The 20981-nt window shown below is 64.4% G+C and carries 22 protein-coding genes and 1 riboswitch; of the genes, 11 read left to right on the top strand and 11 right to left on the bottom strand.

The window, feature by feature from the left end; all coding sequences use genetic code 11:
- Positions 1-141 precede the first annotated feature (141 nt).
- Positions 142-642, bottom strand: coding sequence for a type III secretion system chaperone family protein (locus tag SO140_RS25945; protein WP_449384291.1), 501 nt, complete (start codon positions 640-642; stop codon positions 142-144).
- A gap of 401 nt (positions 643-1043) precedes the next feature.
- Positions 1044-1194: riboswitch (FMN riboswitch) on the top strand.
- 77 nt (positions 1195-1271) lie between these two features.
- On the opposite strand from SO140_RS25945, the gene SO140_RS25940 reads away from it, so the two are divergent.
- The 9 genes from SO140_RS25940 to SO140_RS25900 all read left to right on the top strand — a co-directional run bounded on the left by SO140_RS25940 (position 1272) and on the right by SO140_RS25900 (position 10582).
- Positions 1272-1850: a 6,7-dimethyl-8-ribityllumazine synthase gene (locus SO140_RS25940; RefSeq protein WP_449384292.1), complete on the top strand. Its 579-nt coding sequence runs from the start codon at positions 1272-1274 to the stop codon at positions 1848-1850.
- A 100-nt stretch (positions 1851-1950) separates the two neighbouring features.
- Positions 1951-3156 carry an MHYT domain-containing protein gene (locus SO140_RS25935; RefSeq protein ID WP_449384293.1) on the top strand — a complete coding sequence of 402 codons (1206 nt, stop codon included), beginning with the start codon at positions 1951-1953 and terminating at the stop codon, positions 3154-3156.
- Positions 3157-3354: 198 nt separating this feature from the next.
- Complete coding sequence (locus SO140_RS25930; RefSeq protein WP_449384297.1) at positions 3355-4218, top strand: FAD binding domain-containing protein; 864 nt, start codon at positions 3355-3357, stop codon at positions 4216-4218.
- An 11-nt stretch (positions 4219-4229) separates the two neighbouring features.
- A complete protein-coding gene (locus SO140_RS25925; protein ID WP_449384294.1) occupies positions 4230-4730 on the top strand; it encodes a (2Fe-2S)-binding protein in 501 nt (166 codons plus the stop codon).
- The gene (locus tag SO140_RS25920; protein ID WP_449384295.1) at positions 4727-7147 is read left to right on the top strand and encodes an aerobic carbon-monoxide dehydrogenase large subunit; all 2421 of its coding nucleotides are present in this window, start codon (positions 4727-4729) and stop codon (positions 7145-7147) included. Before SO140_RS25925 ends, SO140_RS25920 begins: the two co-directional genes overlap by 4 nt.
- A 2-nt stretch (positions 7148-7149) precedes the next feature.
- A complete protein-coding gene (locus SO140_RS25915; RefSeq protein WP_474798327.1) occupies positions 7150-8016 on the top strand; it encodes an AAA family ATPase in 867 nt (288 codons plus the stop codon).
- Positions 8013-9221 carry a vWA domain-containing protein gene (locus SO140_RS25910; RefSeq protein ID WP_449377842.1) on the top strand — a complete coding sequence of 403 codons (1209 nt, stop codon included), beginning with the start codon at positions 8013-8015 and terminating at the stop codon, positions 9219-9221. The genes SO140_RS25915 and SO140_RS25910 overlap by 4 nt, the downstream gene beginning before the upstream one ends.
- Before the next feature lie 13 nt (positions 9222-9234).
- Entirely contained in the window at positions 9235-10134 is a 900-nt protein-coding gene (locus tag SO140_RS25905) for an XdhC family protein (RefSeq protein ID WP_449377843.1), read from the top strand.
- Complete coding sequence (locus SO140_RS25900; protein ID WP_449377844.1) at positions 10094-10582, top strand: SRPBCC family protein; 489 nt, start codon at positions 10094-10096, stop codon at positions 10580-10582. The genes SO140_RS25905 and SO140_RS25900 overlap by 41 nt, the downstream gene beginning before the upstream one ends.
- Here SO140_RS25900 and SO140_RS25895 read toward each other — a convergent pair.
- Positions 10557-11129, bottom strand: coding sequence for a DUF1700 domain-containing protein (locus SO140_RS25895; protein WP_449377845.1), 573 nt, complete (start codon positions 11127-11129; stop codon positions 10557-10559). The genes SO140_RS25900 and SO140_RS25895 overlap by 26 nt on opposite strands.
- Complete coding sequence (locus SO140_RS25890) at positions 11126-11455, bottom strand: PadR family transcriptional regulator (RefSeq protein ID WP_449377846.1); 330 nt, start codon at positions 11453-11455, stop codon at positions 11126-11128. Before SO140_RS25890 ends, SO140_RS25895 begins: the two co-directional genes overlap by 4 nt.
- Before the next feature lie 96 nt (positions 11456-11551).
- Between SO140_RS25890 and SO140_RS25885 the strand changes: the two genes are divergently transcribed.
- Complete coding sequence (locus SO140_RS25885) at positions 11552-12637, top strand: serine hydrolase domain-containing protein (RefSeq protein ID WP_449377847.1); 1086 nt, start codon at positions 11552-11554, stop codon at positions 12635-12637.
- On the opposite strand, the gene SO140_RS25880 is transcribed toward SO140_RS25885, so the two are convergent.
- From SO140_RS25880 to SO140_RS25845, 8 genes are all read right to left on the bottom strand, one after another.
- Complete coding sequence (locus SO140_RS25880) at positions 12638-13672, bottom strand: D-alanine--D-alanine ligase family protein (protein WP_449377848.1); 1035 nt, start codon at positions 13670-13672, stop codon at positions 12638-12640.
- Positions 13669-14697, bottom strand: coding sequence for a putative zinc-binding metallopeptidase (locus SO140_RS25875; protein WP_449377849.1), 1029 nt, complete (start codon positions 14695-14697; stop codon positions 13669-13671). The genes SO140_RS25880 and SO140_RS25875 overlap by 4 nt, the downstream gene beginning before the upstream one ends.
- A gap of 218 nt (positions 14698-14915) precedes the next feature.
- Positions 14916-15869 carry a ribose-phosphate pyrophosphokinase gene (locus SO140_RS25870; RefSeq protein ID WP_449377850.1) on the bottom strand — a complete coding sequence of 318 codons (954 nt, stop codon included), beginning with the start codon at positions 15867-15869 and terminating at the stop codon, positions 14916-14918.
- A gap of 191 nt (positions 15870-16060) precedes the next feature.
- Positions 16061-16678 (bottom strand): hypothetical protein, encoded by a 618-nt coding sequence (locus SO140_RS25865; RefSeq protein WP_449377851.1) that lies wholly within the window; start codon positions 16676-16678, stop codon positions 16061-16063.
- A gap of 102 nt (positions 16679-16780) precedes the next feature.
- On the bottom strand, positions 16781-17560 hold the full coding sequence (gene pgeF, locus SO140_RS25860; RefSeq protein WP_449377852.1) for a peptidoglycan editing factor PgeF: 780 nt from the start codon (positions 17558-17560) through the stop codon (positions 16781-16783).
- Positions 17557-18675, bottom strand: coding sequence for a class I SAM-dependent methyltransferase (locus SO140_RS25855; protein WP_449377853.1), 1119 nt, complete (start codon positions 18673-18675; stop codon positions 17557-17559). The genes pgeF and SO140_RS25855 overlap by 4 nt, the downstream gene beginning before the upstream one ends.
- Before the next feature lie 21 nt (positions 18676-18696).
- On the bottom strand, positions 18697-19539 hold the full coding sequence (gene lgt, locus SO140_RS25850) for a prolipoprotein diacylglyceryl transferase (RefSeq protein WP_449377854.1): 843 nt from the start codon (positions 19537-19539) through the stop codon (positions 18697-18699).
- Positions 19540-19744: 205 nt separating this feature from the next.
- Entirely contained in the window at positions 19745-20476 is a 732-nt protein-coding gene (locus SO140_RS25845) for a dienelactone hydrolase family protein (RefSeq protein ID WP_449377855.1), read from the bottom strand.
- Positions 20477-20649: 173 nt separating this feature from the next.
- Between SO140_RS25845 and SO140_RS25840 the strand changes: the two genes are divergently transcribed.
- Positions 20650-20913 (top strand): accessory factor UbiK family protein, encoded by a 264-nt coding sequence (locus SO140_RS25840; protein ID WP_449377856.1) that lies wholly within the window; start codon positions 20650-20652, stop codon positions 20911-20913.
- Positions 20914-20981: the final 68 nt, after the last annotated feature.

Raw genomic sequence — 20981 nt, 5'->3', positions numbered from 1 at the left:
GGTTCTAGTGGATGGAGGTGTCGGCAACAAGCGGCGTGCCACGAGCGAAATCACGCGGTATGGGTCCCGGATCCGCGCTTCGCTTGTCCGGGACGACGATGAGGAGGGAGCCGCGGCTCCCTCACCGCATCGGAGAGGAAGTTACGCCTCGCCCGCCGTGTCGAACATCGCGGCGTCCATCGCCTCCGTGGTCGATTTGCCCGCCCACACCACGAACTGGAACGCAGGGAAATAACGCTCGCAGCCGTGGATGGCGCCGGCGAGCATGGCCTCGCATTGCGCGGTCGATGCGGTCAGCCCGCCCGGCAACATCAGCGCCTGGCGGTGCATGATCATGCCGGTGTGGGTCCACAGATCGAAGTGTCCGACCCACAATTGCTCGTTGATGGCGGCGACCAGCCGCTGCACCTCGGAGCGGCGCGCAACCGGAATCTTCATGTCGAACGCGCAGGCCAGATGCAGCGCCTCGATCTCGCCCATCCAGGTGAAGGAGAGCTGATAGTCGGTCCACTGTCCCTTCGAGACGATGGTGATCTCGTCGTCGCCGGAACGTTCGAACGCCCAGTTGTTGCTTGCGGCGATGTCCTCCACCACCGAGAGCGGGTGGCTGCGGGAATCGATATTACTTTCGAGCAGGGACATGCCGTCTCGACCTCTTGCCTTATTGTTATCTTGATACGCACGCGGTTGGTCCGGCGCGCGCTCCCTTAACGTCGCTAACGGCGATCCCCTCGGATCGCGCGGGCCTGTCGGGGATCAACTGATGTGATTTGCGGAATCTGCGCAACTCCGTCGCGAGTCCGTCCACAAGGTCCAACAGGCTCGTCCACAGCTCATCTCGGTCACAATTATTAATTTGAGAACAAATCGGAATCGGATGGAGCCACTGGCGCGGCAATCGTTAATGCGGTCCCAAAATTCCGTTTCATGGGATGCCGGACCGCCCCGGCGGCATGGGACTATGCCTTTTCCCCATAGGGAACGCGCTTGCCGCAGCCGCCCGCCGGCGTCATATTTCATTCAGGTCGTTCATTCCGAACGGCCGATGTTCTCAGGGCGGGGTGAAAGTCCCCACCGGCGGTAAGGGCCGAAAGGCCCAAGCCCGCGAGCGCCTTCCTCCGCAAAGGGGAAGGGTCAGCAGATTCGGTGCAACTCCGAAGCCGACGGTTAAAGTCCGGATGAAAGAGAACGGTCGGTGGCGGTCCGCATCGCGAGGATGCGGCCGCTTGTCGTTCCGTATGCCCTGATTCTGGTCCTTAAGAAGGAAAGCCATGAATCAGATGTTGCAAGACCCGCAAGTCGAAGCATCCCAGCTTCAACCCTCCCAAGAAACCCAGCCTCCACCGGTTCCACCCGAGCCGCCGACGCACGAGCATCCCCGCTTCGCAAAGCCGCAGCGGGTCGCCTTCGTCGAGGCCTGCTGGCATCACGATGTCGTGCAGGAGGCGCGCTTTGCTTTCCTGAAGGAGGCCGAGGCGCGGCATCTCACCCATGTCGACGTGTTTCAGGTGCCGGGCTCGTTCGAGATCCCGCTGCACGCGCAGATCCTCGCCAAGACGCGGCGCTACACCGCGATCGTCGCGGCCGGCCTCGTCGTCGATGGCGGCATCTACCGCCACGAGTTCGTCGCCGACACCGTGATCAAGGCGTTGATGGACGTGCAGCTGCGCACGGAGGTGCCGGTGTTCTCCGCGGTGCTGACGCCGCAACAATTCCACGAGACCGAGGTGCACTACGACTTTTTCCGCAAGCACTTTGCGATCAAGGGAGTGGAGGTTGCCGAGGCCTGCGCCAACACGCTGCACGGTCTGGAGCGGCTGCGCGGCCAGGTCGCGGCGGGGATCGTATAACCTTCGTCTCACGGGCCGCCGATTGTCATTCCCGCCGCCGCGTTGATAAACTCGGCGGCGGGAGGAGGCGGTCCGTGGAGACGGACCGGCCGGCAAGATCATGTTCGAAGGACACGATCCCTATCTGGTCGCGCTCTCGGTAGCGATCGCGAGCCTGGGCGGCTATACCGGCTTTGCGCTTGCGGCGCGCATCCGCAACACCCCGGGCGTCAGCAACCGCGTGCTGCTCGCGGGTGCGGCGACATTTCTGGCCGTCGGCATCTGGACCATGCACTTCGTCGGCATGCTGGCAGCGCCGCTGCCGCCGGACACCGTCTATCTCGTGCTGCCCACCATCATCTCGTTCCTGATCTGCGCGCTGGTGGTCGGCATCTCGCTGTTCTTCGTGTCGATCGGCGAGCCATCGCTGAAGCGGGTGGTGTCCTCGGCCGTGCTGCTCGGCGTCGGCATCAGCAGCATGCATTATGTCGGCATCCATGGGCTTTCCGGGCCGTTCACCATCGCGCATGACGAACCAATCGTGCTGCTCTCGGTCGTGGTTGCGATCGGCACCGCCTATGGCGGCTTGCGCGCCTTCCTCGCGCAGCAGGAGGGCTTTCGCCTGATCGTGAGCGCGATCGCCTTCGGCGTCGCGGTGTCCGGGATGCATTACACCGCGATGCACGGCATGCATTTCATGCCGCTCACCGGTGAAGCGCATCAGCATCTCGGCGGCAGCCTTGCGGCATCGCAACAAATTCTCTCCATCGTGGTGGCCGTGCTGTGCTTCGTGATCGCGGCCGGCTTCCTGCTTTCGCTGGTGCCGGATCCGCGCCGGCAGACCCTGGTGCCGGCGATGGCCGGCGATCCCGTTGCGCCGGCAGTCGCGTTCGCGGCCGAGCCGGCTTCTGTTGCCGCGCCACTGCGGCCGGTGTCGGCGCCGCTCGGTGGCCTCGGCCAGCCGCCGCGCGCGGCACCCGTCCCGCGGCTGCCCGTCGAAGGCGCCGACGGCACGCATTTCATCGATACCGCCGATGTCCGCAGTGTCCGCGCCGACGCACACTATACGCGGGTGCATGATGGCACCCGCGAGCGGATGTGCCCGTGGTCGATCTCGGAGGCCGAGGCGCAGCTCGATCCGAGCCTGTTTCTCAGGGTGCACCGCAGCCACATCGTCTGCATCCCCCACGTCGCCCTCGTCCGCAGGGAGGGCGATGGTGCCGTGCTTGAGCTCGACGGCCCGTCCCCGCACCGCGTGCCGGTGAGCCGCGCCAAGATCGCCGAGGTGAAGGCGAGGTTGGGGCTGGCGACGCGGCGAAACGCGTAGCGCTGTCTCACTCCCTCTCCCCGTTGTTGCGTGCAGGGTGAAGAGGGTCGCGCAAGCTGACGCAATTCGTGCGTTCCAGTCCGCATTTCGTGCGAAAATCCACTCTTTGTGCCCCAACCATTGCGGCTCGCTCCGCCCAGGGAGACGGTCCCGCCCAACGTCCGCGCCACCGCGCGCAAGGACGATTGGGAGGAGACGATGATCCCCGGCGCATTCAGCTATCACCGGCCGGCAAGTGTTGCCGACGCCGTCAAACTGTTGTCCGACCTCGGCGAGGACGCGCGGCCGCTGGCCGGCGGGCACAGCCTGGTGCCGATGATGAAGCTTCGGCTGGCGAGCCCCACTCATCTGGTCGACCTCCACGGCATCGCCGGTCTCAAGGGCATCCGCCGCGACGGCAATAACCTCGTCATCGGCGCGATGACCACCCAGCATGATCTGCTCGCCTCCGAGGATGTCGCAAGATCAGTGCCGATCCTCCATGAGGCCGCGCTCTTGATCGCCGATCCGCAGGTGCGCTACCGCGGCACGATCGGCGGCAATGTCGCCAATGGCGATCCCGGCAACGACATGCCGGCGCTGATGCTGACGCTGGGCGCGACCTATCGCCTCGAAGGCGCGCATGGCGCCCGCGAGGTGAAGGCGACCGATTTCTACCAGGGCGCCTATTTCACCGCGCTCGAGCCCGGCGAGATCCTCACCGCGGTATCGGTCCCCGTGCTGGCGGACGGCCATGGCTATGGCTATGAAAAGCTCAAGCGCAAGGTCGGCGATTACGCGACCGCCGCCGCAGCCGCCGTGCTGACCATGGCGGGCGGCAAGGTCGCGACCTGCGCGATCGGCCTCACCAATGTCCACGAGACGCCGTTGCTCGCGGCTGACGCCGCGAAAGCCGTGATCGGCACGAGCCTCGATGCGGCTGCGCTGAGAAACGCTGCCGCTGCGGCGCAAGCGATCATGTCGCCGGCGGCGGACGCCCGCGGACCTGTCGAATATCGCAAGCATGTCGGCGGCATCATGGTGGCGCGGGCGCTGCAACGCGCCGCAAGCCGCGCGCGCTAGGGGAGGGACGAATGGCAAAAACGCATGTGACCATGAAGGTGAATGGCGCTGAGGTCGAAGGCCTCGTCGAGCCGCGAACGCTGCTGGTGCATTTCATCCGCGAGAATCTGGCGATGACCGGCACCCATATCGGTTGCGAGACCACCCATTGCGGCGCCTGCACCGTCGATATCGACGGCATGTCGGTGAAGTCCTGCACCATGTTCGCGGTCCAGGCCGATGGCAGCGACATCACGACCGTCGAGGGCATGGCCAATGCCGATGGCTCGCTGTCGGCCTTGCAGGAAGGTTTCCGCATGATGCACGGCCTGCAATGCGGCTTCTGCACGCCCGGCATGATCATGCGGGCGCACCGCTTGCTGAAGGAGAATCCCTCGCCATCCGAAGAGGAAATCCGGATGGGCATTTCCGGCAACATCTGCCGCTGCACCGGCTACCAGAACATCGTCAGGGCGATCCAATACGCCGCTGCCAAGCTCAACGGCATCGAATTCAAGGAGGCCGCGGAATGAACGACTTAACTCCCACGCGGGAACAACGCACGGCCGCACTCGAAGGCATGGGCTGCAAGCGCAAGCGCGTCGAGGACATCCGCTTCACCCAAGGTAAGGGCAATTACGTCGACGACGTCAAGCTGCCGGGCATGCTGCATGGCGACTTCGTTCGCTCGCCGCATGCGCATGCGCGCGTCAAGAAAATCGACGACAGCGAGGCGCTGAAAGTCCCCGGCGTGCTCGCGGTGATCACCGCCGAAACGCTGAAGACGGTGAACCTCGCCTGGATGCCGACGCTTGCCGGCGACGTGCAGATGGTGCTGGCCGACGGCAAGGTGCTGTTCCAGAACCAGGAGGTCGCCTTCGTGGTTGCGACCGACCGTTATGCCGCCGACGACGGCGTCAACAAGGTCGTCGTCGAATACGAGCCGTTGCCGCCGTTGGTCGATCCCTTCAAGTCGATGGCGCCTGATGCGCCGGTGCTGCGCGAGGATCTCGCCGGCAAGACCACGGGCGCGCACGGCCCGCGCAAGCACCACAACCACATCTTCGAATGGACGGTCGGAGACAAGGATCTGACTGACGCGGCCTTCAGGAAGGCCGAGGTGACGATCAAGGAGATGATCTCCTATCACCGCACCCACCCGTCGCCTCTCGAGACCTGCCAGTGTGTCTGCTCATTTGACAAGATCAAGGGCGAGCTGACGATCTGGGGCACCTTCCAGGCCCCGCACGTGATCCGCACGGTGGTGTCGCTGATCGCGAAATTGCCGGAGCAGAAGATCCATGTGATCTCGCCCGATATCGGCGGTGGCTTCGGCAACAAGGTCGGCGCCTATCCCGGCTACATCTGCGCAGCCGTCGCCTCCATCGTCACCGGCAAGCCGGTGAAATGGGTCGAGGATCGCATCGAAAACCTGACTGCGACCTCGTTCGCACGCGACTATCATATGACCACCGAAATCGCCGCGAACAAGGATGGCAAGGTCACCGGTCTTCGCGTCCACGTGCTCGCCGATCACGGCGCGTTCGACGCCTGCGCCGACCCGTCGAAATGGCCGGCCGGCTTCTTCAACATCGTCACCGGCTCCTACGACTTCCCGACGGCGCATCTCGCCGTCGACGGCGTCTACACCAACAAGGCGCCGGGCGGCGTCGCCTATCGCTGCTCGTTCCGCGTCACGGAGGCGGCTTACTGCATCGAGCGCGCCATGGATATCCTGGCGCAGAAGCTCGGCATGGATCCGGCCGAGCTGCGGCTGAAGAACTTTATCAAGCCGGAGCAGTTTCCCTATCACTCGGCGCTGGGCTGGGAATACGATTCCGGCGACTACCACACCGCCATGCGCAAGATGATGGAGACGACCGACTACGTTGCGCTCCGCAAGGAGCAGGCGGACAAGCGCGCAGCCTTCAAGCGCGGCGAGACCCGCGAGATCATGGGCTTGGGGGTCTCCTTCTTCACCGAGATCGTCGGTGCCGGTCCGTCGAAGAATTGCGACATCCTCGGCATCGCCATGTTCGACTCCTGCGAGATCCGCATGCATCCGACCGGTGCGGGCATCGCGCGCATGGGCACGAAGAGCCAGGGCCAGGGCCACGAGACCACCTGGGCGCAGATTATCGCGACCGAGATCGGCATTCCCGCCGACAACATTCAGGTCGAGGAGGGCAACACCGACACCGCGCCTTACGGGCTCGGCACTTACGGCTCGCGCTCGACGCCGGTCGCGGGCGCCGCGATCGCGATGGCTGCGCGAAAAATCAAGGCCAAGGCGCAGATGATCGCAGCCTATAAGCTCGAGGTCCATGAGGACGACCTCGAATGGGACATCGACGGTTTCCGCGTGAAGGGCCTGCCGGAAAGGTTCATGTCGATGAAAGACATTTGTTGGGCGGCGTACAACTCCGTGCCGCCGGGTATGGAACCGGGGCTCGAGGCGGTCAGCTACTACGACCCGCCCAACATGACCTATCCGTTCGGCGCCTATCTCTGCGTGATGGACATCGACGTCGATACCGGCGTGTACAAGATTCGGCGCTTCTATGCGCTCGACGATTGCGGCACCCGCATCAACCCGATGATCATCGAGGGCCAGGTGCATGGCGGCCTCACCGAGGCCTTCGCGATCGCGATGGGCCAGGAGATCCGCTATGACGACACCGGCAATGTCGTTACCGGCTCGTTCATGGACTTTTTCATGCCGACCGCGGTCGAGACCCCACATTGGGAGACCGACTTCACCGTTACCCCGTCGCCGCATCACCCCATAGGCGCCAAGGGCGTCGGCGAGAGCCCGAATGTCGGCGGCGTGCCGGCCTTCTCCAATGCCGTCAATGATGCGTTCTCGTTTCTGGGGTCAACGCACATCCAGATGCCGCACGACTACTGGCGCAACTGGAAGGCGGCGAAGCAGCTCGGGGCGGTCGCGTAGCGATGAAAGGCCGTGACGAGATCGCGCAAGCGCTGGCCGCGTCGGGCTACATCGCCGACGCGGAGCTCGCGACTGCGATCTCGTTGATGCAATTGTTGCGGCGTCCGCTGCTGCTGGAAGGCGAGGCGGGCGTCGGCAAGACGGAGGTGGCGAAGGCGCTCGCCAAGGTGCATGCGACGGAGCTGATCCGTCTGCAATGCTATGAGGGTCTCGATCAGTCCTCCGCGCTCTACGAATGGAACTACCAGCGCCAATTGCTGGCAATCCAGGCGCATCGCGGCACCGACAGCATCGAGGACCAGATCTTCTCGGAAAAATACCTGCTGGAACGCCCGCTGCTCGGCGCGATCCGCCGCGCGCAGGCGCCGGTGCTGCTGATCGACGAGATCGACCGCGCCGACGACGAGTTCGAGGCATTTTTGCTGGAGCTGTTGTCCGACTTCCAGGTTTCGATCCCCGAGCTTGGCACGATTCCGGCGATCACCATCCCGCAGGTAGTGCTGACCTCGAACGGCACCCGCGAGCTCTCCGATGCGCTGCGCCGGCGCTGCCTCTATCACTATGTCGACTATCCCGACGTAGATCGTGAGACCCGCATCATCCTGGCGCGGATCGCGGGCGCAAGCCCGTCCCTGTCGCTCCAGATCGCGCGCATGGTCGAGGGCGTCCGCAAGGAAGAATTGCGGAAAGTACCTGGTGTTGCCGAGACGCTGGACTGGGCGGCCGCGCTCGTCGGCCTCGACATAAGTGATCTCCACGATGCGCCCGGAACCGTGCACGAAACGTTGATCTGCCTGTTGAAGACACATGAGGACCGCGCGCGTGTCACGCGCGAGGTGACGGAGCGCCTGCTCGGGAGGGTCGCATGAGCTGCTGCGGCGCAAGCCCGGAGTTCGATGATCTCAACGAGGTCTCCCGACTTATCTCCGCAAGGCTGGCGGCTTTCCTGCGCACCTTGCGTGACGCCGGCTTTCGGGTCGGGCTTGCGGAAGGGCAGGATGCCGCGGCGCTGATGTCGGCGGGCTATGCTGCGCGTCCGCGCCTCTTGCGCTCCGCGTTCAAACATCTGTTTTCGGCGCGGAAGTCAGACTGGGACAAGTTTGACGGCCTGTTCGACGCATTCTGGCTTGGCAAGCGCGTGCGTTCGCGCTCGCGGACGGTTGGCTCGGCGCAGGGCGCGAGCAGCCCGTCAATCAAGAACTTGCAGGATAGGGCGATGGAACAGCGCGACGATCGCCCGCTGACCGATCAGATTCCGTCATCCGACGATGCGCCGGATGGGCGCGGCCGCGAGGGGCGGATGGAAGGCGCCTCACGCGCGGAGAGCCTTGCCGAAGTCGACTTCCGCAAACTCAGAGACCCCGACCAGATCGCGCAGGCACATGAGGCCGCGGCGCAGCTCGCAAAAGTGATGCGCACGCGGCTAACGCGGCGCGATCTCGCGCGGCGGCGCGGCTACCGACTCGACCTTCGTCGCACCATCCACCGCAATATCAGCCATGGCGGCGTGCCGATCAGCCTGGTGAGGAGGCAGCGCAAGGACAAGCCGCTGCGGCTTGTTGTTCTACTCGATACGTCTGGCTCGATGAGCGCCTACACATCCGTGTTCCTGCGCTTCATCCACGGCGTGCTCGACGAATTCCACGAGGCCGAGGCGTTTTTGTTCCACACGCGCCTCGCCTACGTCTCCGACGCGCTGAAGGAGAAGGATGCGGGCCGCGCGCTCGACCGCCTCTCGATCATGGCGCAGGGCGCGGGCGGCGGCACGAAGATCGGCGAGAGCCTGCAAAGCTTCAACCGCTGGCACGCGCAGCGCGTGATCCATTCGCGCAGTTGCGTGATGATTGTGTCCGACGGCTACGAGACCGGCGATGCCGTATTGCTCGGACGGGAAATGGCCGCGTTGTCGCGGCGATGCCGGCGCATCGTCTGGCTCAATCCGATGATGGCGTGGGAGGGCTATGCGCCGGAGGCGAGGGGCATCAAGGCCGCGCTGCCCTATGTCGATCTCTACGCGCCCGCCAACACGCTGCAAAGCCTGCGCGCGCTCGAACCCTACCTGGCGAAGCTCTGACGGAGGCGACCAAATGATCAGTAACGCGACAGCGAATGTCGAAGTGCTGGATCTCGTCGCGCAGATGAAAGCCGCCGAGCATGCCTTCGTGCTTGCGACTGTGGTGCGCACCGTGTCTGTCACGGCAGCCAAAGCCGGCGCGAAGGCGATCATTGCGGCCGATGGCCGTATCGTCGCGGGCTGGATCGGCGGTGGCTGCGCCCGGGGCGCGGTGCTGAAAGCAGCGCGCGAGGCACTCGCCGACGGCGTGCCGCGCATGGTCTCGGTGCTGCCGGAGAATCTGCTCGCCGAGCTTGGCGTCAGCTCGGGCGAGAGCCGCGACGGCATCCGCTTTGCCAGCAATATGTGCCCGAGCAAGGGCACCATGGACATATTCGTCGAGCCGGTGCTGCCGCATCCCTCGCTCGTCATTCTCGGCGCGAGCCCGGTGGCGCTGTCGCTCGCGGCGCAAGCGCGCATGCTCGGCTTTCACGTCACGCTGGCGGCGCCATCGGCCGACCTGTCGTCGCAACCCGACGTGGACACGCTCATCGACGGTTACAGCGTGGGCGAATTGACCGAGGCAAAACGCTTCGTCGTGGTCTCGACGCAAGGCAAAGGCGACGAGGTCGCGCTGCGCGCCGCGGTCGCAACGGAGGCCGCCTATCATGCCTTCGTCGGCAGCCGCCGCAAGATGGCGGCGCTGCGCGCAAAACTGATCGCGGAAGGCGTCGACGCCGCCGCGATCGATCGCGTAAAGGCGCCGGCCGGACTCGATCTCGGCGCCATCACGCCGGAGGAGATCGCGATGTCGATCCTCGCCGAGATCACGCAAGCGCGCCGCCGCGGCCAGCGCGCCGCCACCTCGCTCACGGACAAGGAGAGGACCGACCATGCAGATGAACGACAGCCAGCGCATTCCCGCATCCCGTGACAAGGTCTGGGCGGCGCTCAACGATCCCGATCTGCTGAAGCAGTGCATCCCCGGCTGTCAGTCGCTGGAGGTGACCGGTCCAAACGAGATGACAGCGACCGTCGTCTTCAGGGTCGGCCCGGTGAAGGCAACCTTCGGCGGCAAGGTGACGCTCTCCGATCTTCGGCCACCGAACAGTTATCGCATTTCGGGTGAAGGCTCTGGCGGCGTCGCCGGCTTCGCCAAAGGCGGCGCCGTGGTGCGGCTGGAATCAGACGGCGCCGAGAGCACCGTGCTCCACTATGATGTCGACGCCCAGATCGGCGGCAAGCTCGCCCAACTTGGGGCGCGGCTGATCAACTCCACCGCGACCAAGCTCGCCGGCGAATTCTTCGCGTCATTTGCCGAGGTCGTCGGCGCGAAGGCTGGCGCAGACACCTCACTCACGCGATGGGCTGCTCAGGCTTGAGCAGCCGATAATGCAGGCGCGCGTAGCCGCCGAGCCATCTGACGGCGGCATTGAGCCCTAGCGCCAGCAAGGAAGCGAAGCCCACGCCGGTCGTGACCAGCGCGACGCCGGCAAGCCCGCGCAGGATCAGGTTGACGACCTGTCCGTCGCCCAAATGCTTGTAGACGCTAATCAGCAATCCGATGCCGACGATCCCGAGCACGAACATCACGAAAGCGATCACGAGCAGGATCAGCAGCACGGCGAGCAGCAACGGGAGCAACAGCAGGATATCGACCACGGCGAGGCCGCCAAGCGCGAACAGCGCGGCTGTCGAGTTGCGCAAGGAATGATGGTTCTCCCACCGGCGAAGCCCCGTCTCGGCGCGGAGCTCGCGCGCCAGCCGCCGGGGATCGCCGAGCGCGGAGGCGACCTCGTGCTCGACCCGGCCGGAGGCGCGCGCCTCCTCGAAATGGGCGGCGTAGTCGGCGAGGATGTCGTCGATCTCGGCACGGGGGAGCCCTGCGAGCCCGTCGCCGAGGATGTGCAGGAAATCGGCGCGGTTCATTTGGCGTCTCCGAGCAGCCGGTCCACGGCGTCCGAAAAGCTGCGCCATTCCCGCTTCTGCGCGGTGAAGGCGGCGCGGCCGGCGGCCGTCAGGCGGTAGTATTTGCGCGGCGGCCCGCTGCTGGATTCCTCGAGGCGGGTGTCGACCAGCCCGTCATCCTGCATCCGCCGCATCAGCGGATAGATCGTTCCTTCGCCCATGCCTACGCCGGCCGACAGCATGCTCGCGATCTCATAGGCATAGCTCTCGCCGCGCGCGAGTAGAGCGAGCACGCAGAGCTCCAGCGCACCCTTCTTGAGCTGAACCTGATTCGTCGAGTCGGCCATTTCCTCCTTGACTACACCGCTTTCAAAGAAGCTTATATAGCAAGGTACTATGTATTGCAAGGTACCTGTGTATACCCCATTCCGGAGAATGAACCCGTGACCCATCTCAATCGCCGCCATCTGCTGGCTGGTCTTGGCGCGAGCGTGGCTCTGCCACGGGCCATGCCTGCCATTGCCGCATCGTTCGATGCTGCCGAGCGCCTCTCCGGACTGGAGCGGGCCGGAAAGTTGCCCGGTTTGCACGCGTTTCTGGTGAGCCAAGGCGGCAAGCTCGTGTTCGAGCATTACGGTCAGGGCGAGGATGAGGCCTGGGACCGAGCGCTCGGCCATATCACTTTTGCACCGGATGTGCCGCACGATCTGCGCTCGGTCTCGAAGAGCATCGTCGGTCTCGCCTACGGCCTCGCGCTCGCCGAAGGCAAGGTGCCGCCGCCGGAGGCGAAGCTCTACGCGCAGTTTCCGGAATTTGCCGATCTTGCCGCACAGCCCGGCCGCGACAGGATCACGATCCATCATGTGCTGTCGATGACGCTGGGCTTCGAGTGGGATGAACTCACCATTCCCTATGGCGATCCGCGCAACAGCGAGATGGCGATGGAAGCCGCGGCGGATCGCTATCGGTTCGTCCTCGAGCGGCCGATCGTCGGCGAGCCGGGCGTGAAGTGGACCTATTGCGGCGGTGCCACGGCGTTGCTCGGCCGGCTCATCGCCAAGGGGACCGGCGAAGCCTTGCCGGCCTATTGCCGTCGCGTCCTGTTCGATCCGTTGGGCTTTGGCCCGTCCGACTGGAGCGTTGGCCGCGACGGCGAACCGCGTGCTGCGTCAGGGGCGCGTCTGTTGCCACGCGATCTCGTCAAGATCGGTCAACTCATGCTGGCGAACGGCAGCTGGAATGGAAAGTCCGTGGTTGCGGCGGATTGGGTGAAGCGCGTGACCACGCCTGTTGTTCAGACCAGGGTTGGCCGCGACTATGGCTATCAGTGGTACATGGGCGATTTCGCCACCGCGCGACCGTTGCACTGGTTCGGCGGTATCGGCTGGGGCGGCCAGTATCTGTATGTCATCCCGGCATGCGATCTCGCTGTGGTGATCCACTGCGGAAATTACAAGCGATCAGGCCAGGAGCAGGCCGCCGTGCTGGTTGCACTCTTGAGCGACGTCGTGTTGCCGGGCTTCACCTGATCACCCGAGGGACACGCCGGCCTTCGCCCGGCTGATGCCGAGGGTCAGGATGCGCTGCAGGAGGTCCGGATATTTGAGCCCGTCGTGCTGAGCTGCCGTGGCGAACTCCTGGCTCTTCGCGATTTCGGGATTTGGGTTTGCTTCGATGAAATACGGGGTGCCGTCGGCCGAGAGACGAAAATCGATGCGCGCGTATCCATCGAGTCCGAGCGCCCGATAGACGCGTTTCGCAGCTCGTTGAATGCGTGCGGTGACGTCGGGCGCCAGGTCTTTCGCTGGCCCGTCGACGATTCCGACGCGCTCCTGATAATCTGGATCGTGCTTGGCCTTTTCGGTAGCGATGTGCCGCGACCTGTGACCGCCCATGCTGCCGAATTTCAATTCCCAAACCGGTAGAACGCGCAAGCGGTTGTTGCCAAGCACGCCGACGTAGAGCTCCCGTCCCTCGATGAACTGCTCGGCGATGGCGGCGGTCTCGCTCCGATCGTGGATGAACGCTACCCGCTCGGCGAGCTTCTCGTCGGTATCGACGATCGATGCCTGAGAGATGCCGAAGGATCCATCGAGGTTCAGGCTCTTGACGATCAGCGGCAGCGCGAGACGAGCTGGCCGTTTGACCTTGCGGCGCATCGGGAAAACGGCGAAGGCCGGCACCGCGATCCGGCGATGATGCACCAGCGTCTTGGAAAGGTCCTTGCCGCGCGCCAGGATCAGGCCGCGAGGGTTGCAGCCGGTATAGGCGACCTTCATCAGCTCGAGATAGCTTGCGATGTGCTGGTCATATGCGACGTTGGAATGGAATTCTTCCAGCAACGTGAAGACCACGTGCGGCTTGAAGTCCTCGATCGCCACGCGCACTGGCTTGATTTCCTCCTGCGCACCGAGCGGGCGAACATCATGGCCGGCCGCGCGCAGCGTGCTCACGACGTCGTATTCAGTTTTCCACGCATTGATTTCCTGCGCCGTGTATCCGTCTGTGGTTTCCGGCGGCATGAAGTCCGGATGCATGAGCACGAGAATACGGAGGCGTCTCATAGCGCGATCCATTTGCGTCGTGATGGGCCGAACAGGGCGTGCATGGTCTTGGCGGTGACGAGCACGGTGAAGTCGAGAATGAGCTTCTGTTCAGCGCCAACCGCACGCAGATCGAGCTCGCGGCAGCGGGAAATCATGTCGTCAAGCACTGCGTCGAGCGTAAGCTGGTTCTCGCCCGTCCATCGCGCGACCAATTGCCTGATTTTTGCGCGATGCCGCCTGATCAGTACCGAAGCCGGCTTTGACGATTGATGCCGTGGGTCGGCGGAAAAGAGCCTTCGGAGGTCACGGTCGTAGGTCTTCGGCGGCGTGAAGGCGTAGAACGCCTGCTTCTTCTTGTAGTGGTCCTCCAGCGTCTCGCTGAGTCGACTCAGTGGATCGATGCGCTGCCGCGTTGTGATTGCCGGTCGCTGTCCCGCGATCTCGGCCATCAGCTCGTCGACATATTCGAGCTTCTTCAACGCCGGCCAACCGGCATATCGCGTCCGCCAGTTCGAACGCGGCCGCAGCCACACCGCAAAAGTTTCGGCGAAATCCTCGTCCGGATGGCTCTGCGCGTACCAGAGCCTAAGATGCTGGACGTAACGCCGGCTGGCCGGATTGGGTCGGTAGTAGCGCGGGTAGTGTTTCGATGAGGGGCCGAACAGCTGCTGCCAACGCCGGCGCCGCTGCAGCTGGTAGCCGTGCTGCACGGCATGGCCGGCCTCGTGTCGAAGGATGGCCATGCATTCGCGCCAGGTTCCGCCCTCGACGTCGAACATCATTTTCTTCTCGAGCTTCATCAGCCGGGGATGTGCGAGATAGAACGGGACGGCGATGCCTGGCACATCTGCCGGGCTAAACCATTCGCTCGATATCCATGCGTGTGGCCGCAGCCGGATGCCCCGCTCGTCGAGTTCCTCGTGAAGCGTGCCGACACAATCCTCAAGCCAGGTGCCTTCGACCGTCACCCTCAAACTGCTCAGGCGTTGCTGAAGCAACTGCTCATCCGACAGCTTTTCCCAAGCAAATTTCCGGCGTGGCATCAGGCATCCAGAAGGCAGCGATGACTCGGTATCTGGATGATGTCACGGGCCGCTGCGCGCAACAACCAATCTTCCAGGCGTGCGGCAGCTGCGTCAGTCCCAGACTGTAGATCGTAGGGTGGGCAAAAGCGAAGCGTGCCCATCGCTTGCATCGCAAAAGAAAAGGTGGGCACGGCGCTTCGCGCCTTTGCGCACCCTACGACGCCGTGTAGCGAAAATCAGTCGAACAGGCTCGACACCGATTCTTCCGCTGCGGTGCGCGCGATCGCATCCGAAATCAGGCTGGCGATCGGCAGCGTGCGGATGTTCGGAGACTTGATCACCGCATCCGTCGGCAGAATCGAGTCGGTGATCACCAGCTCTTTCAGCTTCGAGGAGGCGATGCGGGCGGCCGCGCCGCCGGAGAGGACGCCGTGGGTGATATAGGCGTAGACGTCCTTGGCGCCCTTGGCGATCAGCGCATCGGCCGCGTTCACCAGCGTGCCGCCGGAATCGACGATGTCGTCGACCAGGATGCAGGTGTAGCCGGCGACGTCGCCGATCACGTTCATGACCTCGGATTCACCGGGACGCTCGCGGCGCTTGTCGACGATCGCGAGCGGAGTGTTGATGCGCTTGGCAAGCCCACGCGCGCGCGCCACGCCGCCGACGTCGGGGGAGATCACCATCACCTTGGAGAGGTCGAACTTCTCCTTGATGTCGCGCACCATTAGCGGCGCCGCATAGAGATTGTCGGTCGGGATGTCGAAGAAGCCCTGGATCTGACCGGCATGCAGATCGAGCGTCATGACGCGGTCGACGCCGGCTTGGGTGATCAGGTTCGCGACCAGCTTGGCCGAGATCGGCGTGCGCGAACCCGATTTACGGTCCTGCCGCGCGTAGCCGAAATAGGGCAGCACCGCGGTGATGCGGCGCGCCGACGACCGGCGCAGCGCGTCGGTGATGATCAGGAGTTCCATCAGATGGTCGTTCGCGGGGAACGAGGTCGATTGGATGATGAAGGCGTCCGAGCCGCGGACGTTCTCCTGGATCTCGACGAAGATCTCCATGTCGGCGAAGCGTCGTACCACCGCTTTCGTCAGCGGCAGGTCCAGACCTTGCGCGATCGCTTGCGCGAGCGCCGGATTGGAGTTGCCGGCAACCAGCTTGATTGAGCCGTTTTTGGCCGACATGATCGCTTCCTCCCGCGCCTTGCTGGACACGACGTTCAACATCTCGGATACCCATGGAGCACGGTTTCGACGGGCGAGCAAATATCAGGCCCAAGGCCGCACTGGCAACCCGGGATGCTACGATATCCCGTCGAAAATCCTGAGTCCGGCCAACGCTTTGGCCGGTAGTTGGGATGAGGGTTTAGCGCTGGTTATCGGTCAGCATAGCCAAGCGCCGCGGCAGGCATCTCGGCGTTCTCTGAGGTCGGCGACATGCTTGCCACCGCGGGGCCCCGCAGGTCCGGGGCGGTCGTCGGCGCATCAGACGGGGTCCCGTTGATCATGTTGGAAAGTCCGCTGAATCCAGCCTGCGCGATCTTCCGCAGGACCATGTCGTCGGCGGCCGACCAGGGGTCGCGGCCGGCCTTGCCGCCAGGTTCCTCACCGGACAGGCGCAGCGCCCGCTGCTGGCTGGCATCATAGACGTCCCAGACCCAGGCGATCATGGTTTTGCCGCGGACGACCTGAGCCGAGAGATAGCTGCGCACACGGTAGGCAGACGTGCCTTCGCGCGAGACCACCGTCAGGCTGCGCAGCTTCGATTCGCTGTCGAGCACGCCGACCATGCGGTCGAACACCTGCGGCGGCGGCCCGTCGATGGATTCGAAGGCCACCGTTGTCCCGCTGCCGCCACTCGGCGGCGCCATCGCATAGGAGTTGCTCGCCGCCCCGCCGCCGGCACAGCCACCAAGCGCACACGATGCCGCCAGCAGCATGGCCGCCAGCGCGCGCGTGCCCGCGCGGCGCAATAATGATGACGCTTCCCACATTATGGAGGGCAGCGATATCGTTAAAATGCATTAACGTCTAGGGCGAGGGAGCCACAGGTCACCGCCATTCCGGGGCTGGTGAAGCACATGTTGCCGTTGTGTTCACGCTTCGAGCGCGATCGCGTGGATGTGGCGGCCGTAGTCCGGCTCCTTGCGATGCACCGAGCGGCGATAGCTGAAGAACCGCTCGTCGGCATAGGTGTCGAGGCCGAGATCGTCGATCATCAGGATGCCGGCGGCCTCCAGCCGCATCCGGATGAAGCCTGCGAGATCGAACATCGCGTGGCCTTCGCGCACCGAGGGAATGAAGAATACCGCGTTGTCCGCGTCTGTCTCGATGAAGCGCGCGACGAACTCGTTGCCGACTTCATAGCTCTCCTGGCGGATCAGGGGCCCGATCGCAGCGATGATGCGGCCGCGCTCGGCACCGAGCTTTTCCATCGCCGAGATCGTGGACTCCAGCACGCCCGTCAGTGCGCCCTTCCAGCCGGCATGTGCGCCGCCGATCACCCGCGCGTTCGGATCGACGAAGAGCACCGGCCCGCAATCCGCTGTGGAGACGCCGAGCGCGAGGCCGGGCGTGCGCGTAACCATCGCATCGCCTTTCGGCCGCGGACCGCTCGGCCAGGCGCCATCGGCGACGAGCACGTCGGGCGAGTGGATCTGGTGCAGGCTGATGAAACGTTCAGGCCGAACGCCGACATGCTCGGCCATGCGGCGGCGGTTCTCCGCAACAAGGGCCGGATCGTCATTGGAGCCGAGGCCGCCGTTGAGCGCGGCATAGATGCCGCTGGAGACGCCGCCCTCGCGGGTGAAGAAGGCATGGCGCAGGCCGGGCACGGCCGAGAGCAGCGAGGAGCCAAGGGTCGTGCCAAGCGTCATGATGCGTCGTCGCCTTCCTCAACAGGGTCGAAGGCCGCGAGCGAGGTGAGCCGCGGCTCGGAGATGGCGAGCACCTTGAACATCGAGCCCATGCCGCCGCGGCCGGTATCGGTCAGTCGCTTCAGCGCTGCGGCGATGTCGGCGGAGACGTCTGGCGTCGCCTTTTGCATCAGTGCCGCCGCACGAGTGTCGACGCCGAGGCGCTTCAAGAACTCGCCCTGCGTCACCGGGCCATGGACGCGGGCGCCGACGTCCTCGGCGGCGCGCGACAGCGCCTGGAAGTCGACATGGGCGGTGACGTCGGCCTGGCCCGGCGCCTTCAGGGGATCGGCAAAGGTGTGGCGCGCGATCGCCTGAAAGGTGTCGCCGGCATCGCTGCGCAGGTGGCCGTAGTCGACAATCAGCGCCGCGCCGTCCTGGTCGCGCACGCGGCTCGCGAGCTTCATGATCTCGGCATCCGGCCGCCATTCGAACACCGCGCCGACGGGCGCTGCCCGCACCAACGGCGGTAGCAGCACGTCGAAGCGCGGGGTCGGATCAGCGGCGGCGCCGAACTGAAGCTTGCCGCTCGCATCGACATCGACGACGCGCTCGTGCCAGCCGCTTTCGCGCTTCACCATCTGGTGGATCGGCAGCACGTCGAAATATTCGTTGGCGAGGATGATCGAAGGGCCTTCGGGCACGTCGTCGATCCTGTCGTGCCACGTGATGTTGCGCACGCTCGACAGCGTCGCCTTCTGCCGCTCGCGCAGCACGGGATTGACGTCGACCATGTGGACCTGGAGCGCCTGGTAGAGCGGCGGCAGCACCCGGAGCGCGCGCAGCGCGTCCGCCATCATGGTGCCGCGGCCGGGCCCGAGCTCGATCAGCCGCAACAGTTGCGGCGAGCCCATCTGCTTCCACACCGACGCCGTCCATAACCCCAGAAGCTCGCCGAACATCTGGCTGACTTCCGGCGCGGTGGTGAAGTCGCCTTCACGCCCGAGCGGATCGCGCGAGATGTAGTAGCCGTGAAGCGGGTGCATCAGGCACAGCTCCATGTACCTCCACACCGGCATCGGGCCGGAGGATTTGATCAGCGCCTTGATCTCGTTCAGCAGCGGCGAGTCGGTCACAGCCTGTGTTCTCGAAATGAATTAACGAATGGCTTGAAGCGGTTTGGGCGTACCGCGCCGCACTGCAAATACAATAAGGATGGCGCCGACGATAAGCATGGGGATCGACAACAGCATGCCCATGGTTAACCCGCCCCACAAAAATCCGAGCTGTGCGTCCGGCTCGCGAAAATGCTCGCCGATAATTCGGGTGAGGCCGTAGATCAGGACGAAGCTGCCGAGGATCATCCCCGGCCGTTTCAAGGCGCCGAGACGGATCATCACCGCGAGCACGGTGAACAGCAGAATGCCTTCCATGCCGGCTTCATAGAGCTGGCTCGGATGGCGCGGGATGTTGCCGCCGGTCGGAAAGATCATCGCCCAGGGCAGGCTGGGATCGGCAGCGCGGCCCCACAGCTCGCCATTGATGAAATTGGCGAGCCGCCCCAGGAACAGGCCGATCGGCCCCACGGCGGTCGTGATGTCGCCGAGCGACAGGATCGAGATGCCGTTCCGGCGCGCAAACCACATCACCGCGACGACGCAGCCTAGGAAGCCGCCATGGAAGGACATGCCGCCTTCCCACAATTTGAGGATCGCCGAGGGGTGCTCGATGAAGAAAGGCAGGTTGTAGAACAGCACATAGCCGGTGCGGCCGCCCAGGATGATGCCGAGTGTCACCCAGAGAATGAAATCGTCGAGCTGGACCAGTGAGATCGGAGCGGGTCCAGCCCAGAGTTTCTCCTTTTTCAGGAGTGAGCGTGCGTAGAGCCAGCCGATCACGATCCCGCCGATATAGGCGAGCGCATACCAGCGGATGGCGAACGGCCCGATCGCAATCGCGATCGGATCGAAGGAGGGGAAGTTGATCAGAAGAAGCGGCATCGCGCCTTGGTTCTAGAAGGTGAAGGTCGGTATGTAACGGAGACGGAGGTGCGCTCCCTCCCCCGCTCGCGGGGAGGGTGGGGGAGAGGGTGCTTCCGCCGAAAGATTCCCAGCGAGGATAGAGCTCTCACCCGGCGCGGTGCGCCGACCTCTCCCGCAAGCGGGAGAGGTGAAGAGAGATCGTGGCCGCACCGATCCATTCCGTTCACTCGAGATTGCGGCGATAGAGCGCCAGCAGACGCTCCCAGTGTCGCTCGGCGGCGTCGCGGTGATAGACCGGACGCTTGGGGAAGGCGAAGCCGTGATGGGTGCCCGGATAGATCTCGACCTCTGCCTTCGCGCCTTCCACGGCCGCCTTCACCTTGTCGATGATCTCCTGCGGTGCGTAGATGTCGGTCTCGGCGCAGGCGAAATAGAGCTCGGCCTTGGTCTTGCTCGCCGCGAGATGCGGGCTGTTGGATTCGTCCGTCGCCAGATGCGTGCCATAGATCGAGGCGGCAGCCTTTACACGATCGGCAAAATGCGTGGCGGCGTTGATGGCGTAGCGGCCGCTCATGCAATAGCCGACGGTGCCGACCAGCTTGGTGTTGGCGGCTGCCTGGCCTTCGGCATAGGCGAGCAGCGCGCGCGTGTCGTCCATGATCGCGGGGATGTTGATCGAGTTCATCAGCTCGTACATGCGCTTGCGTTCCGGCGCATTCGGATCCGGCGGCACCGGCCCGATTTCCATCACGCCAGAGCGGTAATAGAGATTCGGCAGCATCACGTAGTAGCCGGACGTACCGAGCCTGCGCGCCATGTCGCGCAGCTCCTCGCGGATCGCCGGCGCATCCATGTAGAAGATGATGACGGGAAACGGGCCGCCGCGCTCGGGATGGGTGATGAAGGTGGTGGTCGAGCCGTCCTTGGTCGGGATCTCGATCTGCTGGTCGATCATGGTCTCGCGCTTTGCTTTCTGAGTCTTGTTATGCCCAGCCAATCAGTACGATTGCAAGGAAACCAGGGCATGACAAGGACGCGTCAGATGTGCCTGCGGGCCCTTGATCGGCCGTGCCCGGATTGCCATTGTCTTTCCGAGTTCAGTTCGCGCAAGGATATCCGGAGATCGCCATGACCCAGACCACCAACCGGTTTTTCGACGAGATCGGACGTCTCATGAATGACGCCGCCGGTGCCGCCCAGGGCGTCAAGCGCGAGTTCGACACGGTCATGCGCACCCAGGCCGAGAAATTCCTGCGCGACATGGACCTCGTGAAGCGCGAGGAGTTCGAGGCGGTCAAGGACATGGCGCGCCTCGCCCGCGAGGAGAATGAGGCCCTGAAAACCCGGATCGCGGCGCTGGAGGCCAAGCTCGGCGGAACGCCGGCGTCTTAACTGGCTTCGTTCCGGGGCAGGACCGAACCCGGAACCTCGAGATTCCGGGTTCGCTCGCTGTCGCGAGC

This window comes from Bradyrhizobium sp. UFLA05-108, from assembly GCF_059803455.1.
This window is presented reverse-complemented; position numbering and strand designations above follow the sequence as displayed.

Bases quoted from the DNA above. Each gene is read 5' to 3' on its own strand.
- SO140_RS25945 (WP_449384291.1), bottom strand. From the start codon at position 642: ATGTCCCTGCTCGAAAGTAATATCGATTCCCGCAGCCACCCGCTCTCG.
- SO140_RS25940 (WP_449384292.1), top strand. From the start codon at position 1,272: ATGAATCAGATGTTGCAAGACCCGCAAGTCGAAGCATCCCAGCTTCAA.
- SO140_RS25935 (WP_449384293.1), top strand. From the start codon at position 1,951: ATGTTCGAAGGACACGATCCCTATCTGGTCGCGCTCTCGGTAGCGATC.
- SO140_RS25930 (WP_449384297.1), top strand. From the start codon at position 3,355: ATGATCCCCGGCGCATTCAGCTATCACCGGCCGGCAAGTGTTGCCGAC.
- SO140_RS25925 (WP_449384294.1), top strand. From the start codon at position 4,230: ATGGCAAAAACGCATGTGACCATGAAGGTGAATGGCGCTGAGGTCGAA.
- SO140_RS25920 (WP_449384295.1), top strand. From the start codon at position 4,727: ATGAACGACTTAACTCCCACGCGGGAACAACGCACGGCCGCACTCGAA.
- SO140_RS25915 (WP_474798327.1), top strand. From the start codon at position 7,150: ATGAAAGGCCGTGACGAGATCGCGCAAGCGCTGGCCGCGTCGGGCTAC.
- SO140_RS25910 (WP_449377842.1), top strand. From the start codon at position 8,013: ATGAGCTGCTGCGGCGCAAGCCCGGAGTTCGATGATCTCAACGAGGTC.
- SO140_RS25905 (WP_449377843.1), top strand. From the start codon at position 9,235: ATGATCAGTAACGCGACAGCGAATGTCGAAGTGCTGGATCTCGTCGCG.
- SO140_RS25900 (WP_449377844.1), top strand. From the start codon at position 10,094: ATGCAGATGAACGACAGCCAGCGCATTCCCGCATCCCGTGACAAGGTC.
- SO140_RS25895 (WP_449377845.1), bottom strand. From the start codon at position 11,129: ATGAACCGCGCCGATTTCCTGCACATCCTCGGCGACGGGCTCGCAGGG.
- SO140_RS25890 (WP_449377846.1), bottom strand. From the start codon at position 11,455: ATGGCCGACTCGACGAATCAGGTTCAGCTCAAGAAGGGTGCGCTGGAG.
- SO140_RS25880 (WP_449377848.1), bottom strand. From the start codon at position 13,672: ATGAGACGCCTCCGTATTCTCGTGCTCATGCATCCGGACTTCATGCCG.
- SO140_RS25875 (WP_449377849.1), bottom strand. From the start codon at position 14,697: ATGCCACGCCGGAAATTTGCTTGGGAAAAGCTGTCGGATGAGCAGTTG.
- SO140_RS25870 (WP_449377850.1), bottom strand. From the start codon at position 15,869: ATGTCGGCCAAAAACGGCTCAATCAAGCTGGTTGCCGGCAACTCCAAT.
- SO140_RS25865 (WP_449377851.1), bottom strand. From the start codon at position 16,678: ATGTGGGAAGCGTCATCATTATTGCGCCGCGCGGGCACGCGCGCGCTG.
- pgeF (WP_449377852.1), bottom strand. From the start codon at position 17,560: ATGACGCTTGGCACGACCCTTGGCTCCTCGCTGCTCTCGGCCGTGCCC.
- lgt (WP_449377854.1), bottom strand. From the start codon at position 19,539: ATGCCGCTTCTTCTGATCAACTTCCCCTCCTTCGATCCGATCGCGATT.
- SO140_RS25845 (WP_449377855.1), bottom strand. From the start codon at position 20,476: ATGATCGACCAGCAGATCGAGATCCCGACCAAGGACGGCTCGACCACC.
- SO140_RS25840 (WP_449377856.1), top strand. From the start codon at position 20,650: ATGACCCAGACCACCAACCGGTTTTTCGACGAGATCGGACGTCTCATG.